General features: G+C 72.4%; 11 protein-coding genes and 1 pseudogene. 4 read left to right on the top strand and 8 right to left on the bottom strand.

Annotation, left to right across the window (positions count from 1 at the left end):
• The 6 genes and pseudogenes from ABZ896_RS26745 to ABZ896_RS26720 all read right to left on the bottom strand — a co-directional run.
• Positions 1 to 1,078, bottom strand: a pseudogene (locus ABZ896_RS26745) (ribonuclease E/G); the annotation flags it as partial.
• Between the two features lie 270 nt (positions 1,079 to 1,348).
• The gene (locus ABZ896_RS26740; protein ID WP_360934130.1) at positions 1,349 to 2,113 is read right to left on the bottom strand and encodes a TIGR03936 family radical SAM-associated protein; all 765 of its coding nucleotides are present in this window, start codon (positions 2,111 to 2,113) and stop codon (positions 1,349 to 1,351) included.
• 46 nt (positions 2,114 to 2,159) lie between these two features.
• The gene (locus tag ABZ896_RS26735; protein WP_360934127.1) at positions 2,160 to 3,167 is read right to left on the bottom strand and encodes a hypothetical protein; all 1,008 of its coding nucleotides are present in this window, start codon (positions 3,165 to 3,167) and stop codon (positions 2,160 to 2,162) included.
• A 15-nt stretch (positions 3,168 to 3,182) separates the two neighbouring features.
• The gene (locus tag ABZ896_RS26730; RefSeq protein ID WP_360934124.1) at positions 3,183 to 3,719 is read right to left on the bottom strand and encodes a GNAT family N-acetyltransferase; all 537 of its coding nucleotides are present in this window, start codon (positions 3,717 to 3,719) and stop codon (positions 3,183 to 3,185) included.
• A gap of 40 nt (positions 3,720 to 3,759) precedes the next feature.
• Entirely contained in the window at positions 3,760 to 4,905 is a 1,146-nt protein-coding gene (locus tag ABZ896_RS26725; RefSeq protein WP_360934121.1) for a M20 family metallopeptidase, read from the bottom strand.
• Between the two features lie 51 nt (positions 4,906 to 4,956).
• Positions 4,957 to 6,468 (bottom strand): AbgT family transporter, encoded by a 1,512-nt coding sequence (locus ABZ896_RS26720; protein WP_360934118.1) that lies wholly within the window; start codon positions 6,466 to 6,468, stop codon positions 4,957 to 4,959.
• A 109-nt stretch (positions 6,469 to 6,577) separates the two neighbouring features.
• Here ABZ896_RS26720 and ABZ896_RS26715 point away from each other — a divergent pair, with 109 nt between their 5' ends.
• The 3 genes from ABZ896_RS26715 to ABZ896_RS26705 are packed head-to-tail and all read left to right on the top strand — an operon-like array spanning position 6,578 to position 9,569.
• On the top strand, positions 6,578 to 7,597 hold the full coding sequence (locus ABZ896_RS26715) for an Lrp/AsnC family transcriptional regulator (RefSeq protein ID WP_360934115.1): 1,020 nt from the start codon (positions 6,578 to 6,580) through the stop codon (positions 7,595 to 7,597).
• Complete coding sequence (locus ABZ896_RS26710) at positions 7,594 to 8,988, top strand: M20 family metallopeptidase (protein ID WP_360934113.1); 1,395 nt, start codon at positions 7,594 to 7,596, stop codon at positions 8,986 to 8,988. The genes ABZ896_RS26715 and ABZ896_RS26710 overlap by 4 nt, the downstream gene beginning before the upstream one ends.
• Positions 8,985 to 9,569 (top strand): TerD family protein, encoded by a 585-nt coding sequence (locus ABZ896_RS26705; protein WP_360934110.1) that lies wholly within the window; start codon positions 8,985 to 8,987, stop codon positions 9,567 to 9,569. The genes ABZ896_RS26710 and ABZ896_RS26705 overlap by 4 nt, the downstream gene beginning before the upstream one ends.
• 23 nt (positions 9,570 to 9,592) lie before the next feature.
• Here the strand turns inward: ABZ896_RS26705 and ABZ896_RS26700 are convergent, their stop codons facing one another.
• Positions 9,593 to 10,717, bottom strand: coding sequence for a glycosyltransferase (locus ABZ896_RS26700; RefSeq protein ID WP_360934107.1), 1,125 nt, complete (start codon positions 10,715 to 10,717; stop codon positions 9,593 to 9,595).
• A gap of 223 nt (positions 10,718 to 10,940) precedes the next feature.
• Here ABZ896_RS26700 and ABZ896_RS26695 point away from each other — a divergent pair, with 223 nt between their 5' ends.
• Positions 10,941 to 11,669, top strand: coding sequence for a collagen-like protein (locus tag ABZ896_RS26695; RefSeq protein ID WP_360934104.1), 729 nt, complete (start codon positions 10,941 to 10,943; stop codon positions 11,667 to 11,669).
• Between the two features lie 29 nt (positions 11,670 to 11,698).
• Here ABZ896_RS26695 and ABZ896_RS26690 read toward each other — a convergent pair whose 3' ends face one another.
• Complete coding sequence (locus ABZ896_RS26690) at positions 11,699 to 12,337, bottom strand: helix-turn-helix domain-containing protein (RefSeq protein ID WP_360934101.1); 639 nt, start codon at positions 12,335 to 12,337, stop codon at positions 11,699 to 11,701.
• Positions 12,338 to 12,369 lie beyond the last annotated feature (32 nt).

The raw sequence follows: 12,369 nt of genomic DNA, 5'->3' as shown, positions 1-12,369 counted from the left end.
ATCGAGTCGTTCGGCAAGGCGGCCATCGTCGGCACCGCGGGCGAGAGTCGTCCTCGTCCACGGCGTCCCGGGCGGCGGGCTCGGAGAACCCACCGGCGGCCCGCCGCACGGCACGACGGCGACGACGCGGGGAGGCGTCCTCGGCGGGCGCCTCCTCGGCGGCCGGGGCCTCCGAGACCTCGGCAGAGCTGTCGGCCACGGCGGCCTCCTCAACGGCAGCGGCACTCGGCACGTCGGCGGAGCCCTCAGCGGCGGCCTCGGCGGCGGGCGCGGTCACCCGACGCGTGGCCCGGCGCCGCCCACGACGGGGAGCGTCGTCCTCGGCGGTTTCGGTTTCTACAGCGGGCGCGGCTTCTACGGCGGGCGCGGTCTCGACAGCCTCTACGGCGCTCACGACCGCCTCGGCGGCCTCCGGAGCACCGGCCGGCGCGGAAGCGCGCCGGGAAGCCCGACGCCGACGCGGAGCGGGCGCGGCCTCTTCGGCGGCGGGCGCTTCAGCGGCGGCGGGCGCTTCGGCAACGGCCGTCTCGGCGCTCACCGGCGCAGCAGTCGCACCGTCGGTCTCGGCGACCACAGGCGTCCCGGCCGGAGCAGACGCACGACGGGTCGCGCGCCGGCGAGTGCGGGGCGCGGCGGACTCCTCGGCCTCGGGGCTCTCGACAGCCGCGCTCTCCTGGTCACCGGAGCCGGCGGCAGCCACCGGCACCACGGTCTCGGCACTCTCCGCTGCCGCGGCCGGCGCCCCGGCGGGCGCGGAGGCCCGCCGCGTGGCCCGGCGACGCGTACGCGGAGCGGGCTCGGCCACGACCTCGGCCGTACCGTCGGCGTCGTCGGCGCTCTCGACACCGTCGACGCTCTCGTCGAGCTTCTCGTCCTCGTCCGGCACGAGATCGGTCACGAGGTCCTCCGCCTCCGCGGCCGGTATGGCCGGGGCGACGATCTCCTCGTCGGTCGGGACGACAGCGGCCGGCGGCCCCGCGGGCCGGGACGCGGCACGGCGCCGCCGACGCGGCGGCAGGGTGTCGCTCGGGCTGTTCAGTTCTTCGGAGCCCTCGGTGGGCTCGGTCGGTTCGAGCATGCGGGCGTTTCTCCCGTCAGGCCCCCGGGCGCCGCGCTGGTCCGGCATCGATGGCATCGACCGCCGTTGACGTCCGCGGCTCGCGCGATGCGCGTCGCCGCCGTCCGGGGCGCGGGCGCCACACGGGAGCTCTCTGTGTCCTGTCTCACCGGTTCCGTACGCCATGTGTACGTACGGCCTGGCGAAAGTCTTGTGGTCGGTGCGCTGCCCGACCCAGGTGGCTCCCGAGTACAAGGGCGGCGCTACGACGTCCGTCCTTCGCGGGACCTTCTACGCCGACGCCGTCGCGATGGCAGTCGGTTCGGCCTTCGAGAGGGCCTCGGCTGCCTCGCGGTCGGGCGCGAGCGGGTCGGTCACCGTGCCGGTCTCTTCATCGAGCAGCCCCTGCGCCAGCCTGGTCACCGCTGCGGGGACCGGCGGCGCCAGGTCGGCCACGGCGCGGAGACCGGACAGGACGTCGTCGGGTCGAACGGCAGGCGTCACGTGCCGAACAACCAGCCGCAGTATCGCACAGGGCTGGTCGGTCGGCCTATCAGCCGTCTCACTGTGCGTTTCCAGTTGTACGACCGCGGGGCGGGCGTCGAAGGTGCGGAGGCCGTTCTTGGTCGTCCGCTGGACCTCGACCGCGTCCGCGGTCTTGAAGGCCGCGACCGCGCTCTCGGCCCGCTCCGGGTCCACGCCGTCCAGCCTGAGCTCCCACACCGAGGCGGTGAGCCGGTCGGCGAGTCCCGAGGTGCGGGCCTCGACCGCGTCGACGATGTCGAGCCCGGTGGGCAGCGACTCGTCTAGGAGGAGCCTGAGCTTCTCCGGGTCGCGCGCCTCGGTGAGCGCGATCTCCAGGTACTCCGCCTCACTGCCCGTGCCGGTGGGTGCGGCATTGGCGTACGACACCTTCGGATGCGGCGTGAACCCCGCCGAGTACGCCATCGGCACCTCGGCGCGGCGCAGCGCACGCTCGAAGGCGCGCTGGAAGTCACGGTGGCTGGTGAACCGGAGGCGGCCGCGCTTGGTGTAGCGCAGTCGGATGCGCTGCACCGCGGGTGCGGGCGGCGGGCCTTCGGGCTGTCGCTTGCCCAGTGTCCTAGTCCTTCGTGAGTGCGGTCGTACTACTACCAAGAGTACGTGTGTCGGCGCCCGTCGGTTCCCGTCGGGCGACCGCCTCACGCTCGCGGGTCGCCCCGAAGAGCATCCGCCGGAAGTCGGCGCGGGCCTGGCGTACCGACTCGCGGGCGGAGTCCAGCGCCGCCCGGGTGACCCGTCCCACACTGCGCGCGGCCTCGGCGACGGGGCGCAGCACGACGTCCCGGATCACATGGCCGACCGGTGTGAGCAGGGTGCGGTACACCCAGCGCACCGGCTCCACGAAGATCCACCTGAAGAGGGTGGCGAGGAACCGTCCGACGGCGAGCGAGATGTGCCCGGCGATCCGCCAGGCGTGCCCGAGGGCGTCCCAGACCTCGCGGCCGACGACGGCGAGGACGCGGCCGACGGGCACGAGGAGCCAGCGCCACAGGGCGAGCGCGGGCAGCACGAGCAGGATCCGGGCGATCCAGTACAGGGCGATCCCGACGCCGGTGGCGACCGTGTTCGCCAGCCAGGCGATCCCCTGGGCGCACCAGGCGATCGCACGGCCCACCGGGGTGAAGATCCAGGCGAGGACGGCCCCGATACCGGTGACGAGCCACGCGATCCCGTGTCCGACGGGCGTGAGCACGCGCGCGTAGATCCACACGAGCACCGCCCCGGTACCCCGCAGGAACCACGCGACGCCGTGTCCGACGGGCGTCAGCACATAGCGGTAGAGCCAGCCGGCCGGGATGACGAGGAGCACCTTCCCGAGCCACCCGACCGCCTTGGCGAGCGGCACGACGCCGTACCGCCACAGCACCACGCACGGCCAGACGACCAGCACCCGCCACAGCGGCCGCAGCACGCTGTCCCGCAGGAACCGCCCCAGCACGACGAGCCCGTCCCACACCACCCGCACGGGCACGACGAGAACGAGCACGACGATCCGCACGGGAATCCTGATCGCGACGGTCAGACACCCTTCGGGCTCGCGCCGCGCGGGCTGCTTCTCCAGGTCCATGACGACGAAGACGCCTCAGTTCCCGGTCCGGATCCAGTACCGCAACTTCCCGCCCCGTTCGTCCTCGAGAACACCACCATTGGCCTCGATCACCTTACGGGACCCGATATTGACGACATCGCAGGTGACAAGCACCCGCCCCAGCCCCAGGGCACGGGCGTGCGGCAGCGCCTCTCGGAGCATGGCCGTAGCGTGCCCGCGCCGACGCGCGGTGGGGCGTACGCCGTACCCGATGTGGCCGCCGTAGTCGCGCAGGTGCGGTGTCAGCCGATGGCGGACCTGAATACGCCCGATGTAGTGGTCCCCGTCCACGTACCAGTACCAACTGACCGGCACGAAGCCCGCGGACCGGTACCCCTCCTCCTCCGCCGCCTGCTCCCGCGCGGCGCGGACGTAACGCGCGAACCCCTCGGGCTCGTCCCAGGTGTCGCCGTACTCGCGCAGCTCCCAGGCGAGGATGTCGCCGACGCGCCCGCCCTCGGCGAGGTTCTCGCGCACGGCGTCCAGGAAGGAGGTGCGGAACCGGGGTTCGGGGGTGATGAGTCGAGGCATACCCCAGTCTCCTGCGCCCTTCCCGGTCCCGGCCACGGGATTATCCGGCGCACCTCGCGAGCAACCCCGCGATCAGCGCCGTGCGTGTCGGGATGTGTTCCAGCAGTACGTGTTCGTGGCGGGCGTGAGCGCCGTCTCCCACCGCTCCCAGTCCGTCGAGGACCGAACGGCCCAGGGCGGCCACGAAGTTGCCGTCGCTCGCGCCGCCGACGGCGGTCTCGTCGAGGGATGCGCCGAGGTCGGTGGCGATCAACTGGGCCTGCCGGAACAGCAGTCCGGTGCCGGGGACCATCGGGGGCCGGTTCCAGCCGCCGGTGACCGTGGCCTTCACCCGGGGGTCGGAGGGCCGTAGCCCCGCGAGCGCCGCGTCGATGCGGTCCGCCTCGGACGGCACGGCGACCCGTACGTCGATACGGCAGTACGCGCGCCCGGCGACGACGTTGCTCCCCGTCCCGCCGCCGATCATCCCGACGTTGACGGTCGTGCCGTGCTCGCGCGAGCCCAACCCGGCGATCCGCGTGACCAGTTCGGCCAGGGCGTGCACCGCGCTCGCGCCCCGGTCCGGGTCGAGACCCGCGTGCGACTCGACGCCCTCGACGTCCACCTCGAACAGGCCGACACCCTTGCGCGCGGTCTTCAGCGCCCCCTCGGGCCCGGCCGCCGCCTCGCACACCAGCGTGGCCACCACGTCCTCGCTGAGCCGCTCGATGTGCGGCCGGGAGGCGGGGCTGCCGATCTCCTCGTCCCCATTGAGGAAGAGACGGACGGCGGGGCGCGGGAGATCGAGTTCACGCAGCAGCCGCAGGGCCCAAACGGCCTGCACCAGACCGCACTTCATGTCGAAGACACCGGGCCCGCTCGCCCGCCCTCCGGTCACCTCGAAGGGCCACTCGGCCAGGGTCCCGGCGGGCCAGACCGTGTCGTAGTGGCACAGCACCAGGGCGGTCGTCGGTGCGGTGCCCGCGTACAGCAGCTCCAGCATGTCGCCGTGCGGGCCGCCGTCGTAGCGCCGTACGGCGTCGGGCGGGCCGAGTCGGTCCTGGGTCCAGGTCTCGATCGCGGCGAGGCCCTTGTTCAGCAACTCCTTGTCGTGGCTGGGGGTTTCGAGCTCGACCAGGGCGCGCAGGTCGTCGGTCATCGCGGGCAGGGCGACGCGGGCCAGGGACTCCAGGCGGCGCAGGGACATCGGCGGCTCTTCTCTCTCGTACGGCGGTCGGCGGGTCCTTGTGGACGGGGCTCAGCGGACCGGTACCCCGGGTCCGAGCGGGATGCCCAGCGCCCACCAGGCGTAGAACAGCAGCGTCCAGGCGGCCAGCATGGTCAGGCAGAGCGGGAGGGTGAGCGAGAGCAGCGTGCCGATGCCGGCCGAGCGGCGGTAGCGCTGGATCACGCCCAGGGTCATCACGAAGTAGGCGCTCATCGGGGTCATCGCGTTGGTGCACGAGTCGGCGATCCGGTACACCGCCTGGGTCACCTCGGGCGAGATGTCGAGGAGCATGAACATCGGCACGAACACCGGGCCGACCAGGGCCCATTGGGCGGAGCCGCTGGTGACGAGCAGGTTGATGACCGTGCAGACCACGAGGACGCCGAGGAAGGCCACCGGGCCGGTGATCCCGGCCGACTTGAGCAGGTCGGCGCCGCGGATCGCCATGACCTCGCCGACGCCGGTCCACTTGAAGTAGGCGAGGAACTGCGAGATCGCGAAGAACAGGACGAGGATCGGGGCCAACTCCCGCAGCCCCTGCGCCATGTGGTCGGGGATGTCGCGGGCGGTGCGCACGGTGCCGACCGTGCGGCCGTACACCGCGCCGACGATCAGGAACGCCACCGCGAGCACGACCGCGATGCCGGTGAGCACGGGCGACCGCACGATGCTGCCGCCCTCGCCGCGCAGGGGCGAGCCGGACGGGATCATCGCGGCCACGATCACGGTGGCGTACGCGAGCAGTGCGACACCGGCGAACCGCAGCCCGCGCCGCTCGTCCTCGCGCAGGGTCAACTCCTCGGCCTCCGTGCCGGTCGCGTCCTCCTCGTCCGGCATCGCGGCCACCCGCCTGGCGATCACCTTCTCGGTGACGACGGTGACGACGGCGGCCAGGACCAGTGAAGAGCCCAGCGAGAAGAAGTAGTTGGAGAGCGGGGTGACGACGTATCCGGGGTCGACGGTCTGCGCGGCCGCGGTGGTGAGCCCGGAGAGGACCGCGTCCGTCGGGGTGACCAGCGGGCTCGCGTCGTAGCCGGCGGACACCGACACGAACGCGACCACCGCGCCCAGCATCGGGCTGCGCCCCACGGCCTTGAACGCCATCGCCCCGAGCGGCACGAGGACCACGTACGCGGCGTCGGAGGCGACGTGCGCGACCATCGCCGTGAACGCCAGGGTGAAGGTGAGCCAGCGGGCCGGGACCCGGGCGACGGCGGCCCGCAGCATCGTCGGCAGGAGCCCGGAACGGTCGGCGACGGCCACGCCCAGCATGACGACGAGGATCGTGCCGAGGGGCGGGAAGGTGGCGTAGTTGGTGACCGCCTCGCCGATCATCATCCGCAGCCCCTCGCCGGAGACGAGGCTGTGGACGGTGACGGTCCTGCCGGTCGCGGGGTTGGGCGCGGAGGCACCGGCGGCGGCCAACGCCCAGCTGACCAGGGCGAGTACGGCACTCAGCACCCCGAACAGCCAGAAGGGGTGCGGGAGTCTGTTCCCGGCCTTTTCGACACGGACGAGGGTGGCGAGCACGCGGTCAGTCACCGCTCCATTGACTCCCCATGCGACGGCATCATGCAAGTAAAATGCTTGTTGCGCTTGTATCCTTCACATGACGCTGCCATCTGATGGATTCGTTCTCTACGATGGATCCATGACCGCACTGGACGACGACGACCTCGACCTCGTCGCAGCCCTCCAGCACGCCCCCCGGGCGCCGCTGAGTCTGCTGGCGGAGGTGCTGGGGGTGTCGGCGAGCACGGCGGGGCGGCGGCTGGCCCGGCTGGAGTCCGACCGACTGCTGCGGGTGATCGGCCAGTTGGACTGGTCGGTCTCCGGCGAGGGCCACCCGTGGCATGTCTGGGTGACGGCGGAACCCGGCCGGGCCCCCGAAGTCGCCCGCCGGCTCGCCGACCTGCCCGAGACCAGCCATGTCGCGGTCACCGCGGGCCAGTGGGACGTCTACTGCTCGGTCCAGCCGTCCCGCCGCGACCGCACCACCGAGCTGCTGGGGCGGACCGTCCCCGCGCTCCCGGGCGTCCGCTCGGCCCGCTCGGACCTGATCCTGTCGGCCGGCACCAAGTCCGACTCCTGGCGCCTGCCCCGGCTCTCCGAGGATCAGGTACGACGGCTCGCGCGGCACACCGCCCAGGAGGGCACCCCCGGCAGCGCGCCCCGCACCGGCGCGCTCACCGAGGACGAGCTGCGCATCCTGCGGCTCCTCGCCGCCGACGCCCGCATGACGGCCGCCCAGGTCGCCCGCGAGCTCGGCATCGGCCAGTCCACGGCGTACCGGCTCACCCAGTCGTTGCTCCAGCGGGGCCTGGTCCGCCCGCGTGTGGAGATCGAACCGGGCCTGCTGGGTTACGCGTTGGAGGTGGCGATCGGTCTGACGGTCGCGCCCAGCGCGATGCGCGAGGTGGCCGACACCCTCGCCCGGCATCCGTCGGCGCGTTACGTCACGACCACCGCGGGCACCTCCTGCGTGGTCCATGTGGCCGTGTTCCGCGACGAGGAGGGCCTCACCGCGTTCCTCACCCGGGACCTGGCCGACCTGCCGGGCGTCACGTCCTTCGACGTCAGCGTCGTCCTGGACGCGCTGAGACGGCACTGGCTGGACCGCGAGGACGGGCGCCTGGCCGGACTTGAGAAGCCCACGAACGGAGACGCATGAGCAGCCGCGACACCGCCGTCGACCTGGCCACCGCCTACTTCGACTCCGGCGGCTTCCTCGCGGACCTGCGCCGCCGGGTCGCGATGCCGACGGAGAGCGGGCCGGACGCCGACATCAGCCGCCTGCACGCCTACCTCCAGCACGAACTCGCCCCGGCCGCCCGCCACTTGGGCGCGAGCGTCCGCATCCTCGACAACCCCGTGGCGGACGCGGGCCCCTTCCTCCTCGCCCACCGCCACGAGGCCGACGACCTGCCGACCGTGCTGGTCTACGGCCACGGCGACGTCGTCCCCGGCCAGGACGGCCGCTGGCGCGAGGGCCTGTCCCCCTGGCACCTGACCGTCGAGGGCGACCGCCTCTACGGCCGCGGCTCGGCGGACAACAAGGGCCAGCACACCGTCAACCTGGCAGCACTGGAACAGGTGTTGACCGCCCGCGACGGCCAACTCGGCTTCAACCTCAAGCTGTTGATCGAGACCGGCGAGGAGACCGGCTCCCCCGGCCTGCGCGAGTTCTGCCACGCGATGAGGGACGACCTCGCCGCCGACCTCCTCATCGCCTCCGACGGCCCCCGCCTCGCCGCCGACCGCCCCACCCTGTTCCTCGGCTCGCGCGGCGCCGCCAACTTCCGCCTCGGCGTGCCCCTGCGGGCCGGCGCCCACCACTCCGGCAACTGGGGCGGCGCCCTGCGCAACCCGGCCACCGTCCTCGCCGCCGCCCTGACGACCCTGGTCGACGCGGACGGCCGTATCCGCGTCGAAGGGCTACGACCGCCCGCGATCCCCGAGCCGGTCAGAGCGGCCCTCGCGGACCTCACCGTCGGTGGCGGGGAGGCCGACCCGGCGGTCGACGAGGACTGGGGCGAGCCCGGTCTCACCCCCGCCGAGCGCGTCTTCGCCTGGAACACCCTGGAGGTGCTGACCCTCTCCGCCGGCGACCCGGCCAAGCCGGTGGGCGCGATCCCCGGCACCGCCCACGCGGACGTCCAGCTGCGGTTCGTGGTCGGCACGGACTGGCGGAACCTCGCGGGAACAGTAAGAGAACATCTCGACGCCCACGGCTTCCCCATGGTCGAGGTGGACCGCGTCGCCGCCGTCCCCGCGACCCGCCTGGACCCCGGCTCCCCCTGGGTCCGCTGGGCCACGGCCTCCCTGCGCCGTACGACGGGCAAGTCCCCGGCGATCCTGCCCAACCTGGGCGGGACCCTCCCAAACGACGCCTTCGCCGACGTCCTGGGCCTGCCGACGGTGTGGGTCCCGCACTCCCATCCGTCCTGCGCCCAACACGCCCCCGACGAGCACCTGTTGGGGACGGTGGCCCGGGAGGCCCTGGCGATCATGGCGGGTCTCTTCTGGGACCTCGGGGAGGTTCGGGGCAGTATGAGCGCATGATTACGCTCACGAAGGAAAGCGGCCCCGCCGATCTGGACGGTGTCACCCATCTCTCCATAGGCGTCTCCTGGGACCCGACCTCCGGCTCCAGCGGCGGCGTCATGGGCATGCTCCGCCGCAAGTCCGGCACCGACCTGGACCTCATCGCGATCGCCCTGCACGACAGCGACCCGGTGCGCCTGGCGGGCCTCGACTCCCTCGACCCGATCGGCAACGGCTCGCTGCTGCACAGCGGCGACAACCAGACCGGCCACGGGGACGGCGACGACGAGACGGTCACCGTCGAGTTCGCGAAGATCCCGCCGCACATCACGTCGATCGTCTTCGTGGCCGCCGCCTACAAGAAGGGCAGCTCCTTCCAGAAGGCGCGCAACATCAGCTTCAAGGTCTACGACGCCACCGGCGGCAGCTCCCAGCAGGTCGCCGACATCTGGCCGTCGATGCTCACCACGGACAACGCCTGCGCGGTCGCCAAGGCGGTGCGCGTCGGACCGGTGTGGAAGCTGGAGGTCATCAACGTCACGGGCAAGATCAAGCAGGGTGACGAGCTGGGCCTGATGCGGTTCGCCGTCAGCAAGTAACGGGAAACCCCGTTGTCAGCCCTTCACCTCTTCCTCCCCCTGCCCGCCTTCGGCCTGCGGGCAGGGGACGAGGGCCCGGGCACCCACGGCGCCGAGAACTGCCGGTTGATCAGGGTCTGTTGGCGGATCTCGGCGGGCAGGTCCGGCAGCGCCAGCAACCGGTCGCAGGCGCGGACGGCGGCCTCGTGGTCGCCCACCCAGTGGGCCGTGACGGCGTACTCGAAGAGCAGTCCCCACCGGTACACCCAGGACCGGGTGAACAGCAGGTCGTCCGGCTCCGGCCGGCCGACGACCCGGGAGAGCAGGGCGTGCGCGGTGTGGTGGCGGCCGCGCAGTCTGAGGCCCGCGGCCAGTTCGTAGCAGGCTTCGAGCCGGGTGGGACGGGCGTCCCAGGCCCGGGAGAACGTGTCCATCGCCGCCGGCCAGCCGTCGGTCCGCCCGGCCCGGAGGATGCCGGCCTCCAGCAGCGAGACGTAGACCTCCTCGCCCCAGCCGCCCATCGCGGCCCGCCGCTCGTAGAGGTGGATCGCCTCCTCGGCGTGGCCGAGGTCGCGTTCGGTGTTGGCCAGGTAGAAGACGGTGCGGGGGTTGCCGGGCTCGCGGACCAGCTCGGCGCGCAGCAGCCGCGCGTCCCGCTCGAACTTGTCGTCACGGCACCCGCCGTCGGCATGGTCCTCCACGACGAGTGCGTCCAGGTTCTCCTGTACGTCGTCCTCGTCAGTGCACGGGTACTCGTGGGTGACCCCCTCGTAGCGCCAAAGCCGGTCGCCCCGCAGGAGGTGCTTGAACCGGTGCTGGGTGCCGGGGACGTCGTAGCGCAGCAGGTACGAGTCGGCCGTGAGGCGGGGCAGCGGGGCGTCCTGGCGCAGCACGTGGTCGGCGTCGAGGGTGAGCAGGTAGTCGGCACGTCCCCGCGCCCGCTGGATGTTGCGGGTCCGGTTGTGCCCGAAGTCGACCCAGGGTTCCTCGTGGAGTTCGCCGGGGATGCCGTCCAGCACCTCGCGGATCAGTTCCCGGGTGCCGTCGGTGGAGCCGGTGTCGTCGATGACCCAGTGGTCGATGAAGGGGCGGACGGCGCTCAGACAGCGCTCGATCACGGCGGACTCGTTCTTGACGATCATGCACAGGCAGAGGGTCTGCTGTTTCACCGCGCCAAGGTGGCACGGGCGCGCGTCCGGGGCGCTCATCCACGCGGGAGCCGCTCGGGTGACCGTGAGCAGAAAATGCCCCATCAGATGGCATGGATTAGTCCGATACGTCGACAAGCAGGCGCGTTCCGGCCCGTGAAGCCGGTCCGACCGACCGGTCCAGGTCAAGCTCGCACTCGGATTCGGGACGTCACCCGATCCGGTTGAGGCAAGGAGCATGCAGATGAGACCTGAGTTCGGGGCGTCCTCACCGCTCGGGCCACTGGCGCGAGACACCTTCAGGAAGGCCGGGACGGTGGCGTCGCTGGCGCTGGTCCTGGCGACCGGCCTGGCCACCCCGGCCGCCGCCGCCACCCGTGACGTGAGCGATCGCGCACAGGCGACGACCGCCCGCACCGCGAACTGCCAGCAGGGCCACGAGTACCGGGCCCAGCCCCACGGGATCCCCGCCACGGGCTGCAAGGGCGCGACGGGGCCCACCGGACCGCGGGGCCCCAAGGGCGCCACCGGCCCGAAGGGTGCCACCGGGGCGAGAGGCCCGATGGGTCCCAAGGGTCCCACCGGTCCCGCGGGCCCGTGCACGGACATCGACGGTTACCAGGACCAGCAGGTGTACGAGGTGCGTGCCGCGGTGAGCAACCGCAGGACGTACGCCGGCATCCGCGACGTCCGCCCGAACCAGGACCACAAGATGCGGTGGACCGACCTGAGCGGCCGTACGGGCTACCCGAACAGCACGACGACCGGCTTCGCCTGCGGAGTCTCCGTCAACGAGCACAGCCAGGGCATGCAGGACCTGGCCGGCGTCAAGATCGACGTCATCACGACCACGGGCCTGGTCTACGAGATCATCTGCACCGAGAGCCAGGCCATGGGCGCTGCGCCCGCTCTGACGTGCGCGGCTTCCTGGACCCCGTTGAACCCGCCCAAGCCGGGCGCGAACAACAACTGATCCCGGGAGAGCACGCGGGCCCGGCCACGTCATCCGAGGTGGCCGGGCCCTCCCGCGTCTTCGCCCGGGAAGGCCCGGAACGCGTCGATCACCAGCCGGGCGTAGCGCCGGGAGGCCGCGAGCCGGGTCGCCGTCGAACCGGCGTGGATGCCCCGGTGGGCCATCAGCATCAGGATCAGGTCGTCCACGGTGAAGTCGGACCGCAGCCGTCCGGTCTCCTTCGCGCGCCGGGCCAGCCTGGCGAGGGCGTTCAGCGCGTACTCGCGGTCCGCGGTGAAGTCGACCGCGTCGGGGAACGTGGCCATGAACGCCTCGGTGAACCCCCGGTTGTGCGCGTGCAGTTCACAGGTCCGCTCGATCACCGCGCACAGTCCGCGCCACGCGTCGGGATCGGCGAGCCCGCCCTCGACGATGGCCCGGCACTCCCGCATCTGTTCCGTGAAGACCTCGGTGACCAGCGACTCCTTGGTCGGGAACCGCCGGTACAGGGTGGCGGGGCCGACCTCGGCGCGCCGGGCGATCTCGCGCATCGGCACATTCAGCCCCTCGGTGGCGAACAGGGCGCGGGCCGCGTCGAGGACGCGTTCCCGGTTGTCCCGGGCGTCGGAGCGCAGGGGGTGGGGCGGCAGGGGATGCGGCGGCAGGGGGTGAGGCAAATGACCGGTCACCGCTCTCACTTTAGCCAAACGGACGGGGGCGT

It is taken from the genome of Streptomyces sp. NPDC047072 (assembly GCF_040643855.1).
Taxonomy (GTDB): domain Bacteria; phylum Actinomycetota; class Actinomycetes; order Streptomycetales; family Streptomycetaceae; genus Streptomyces.
This window is presented reverse-complemented; position numbering and strand designations above follow the sequence as displayed.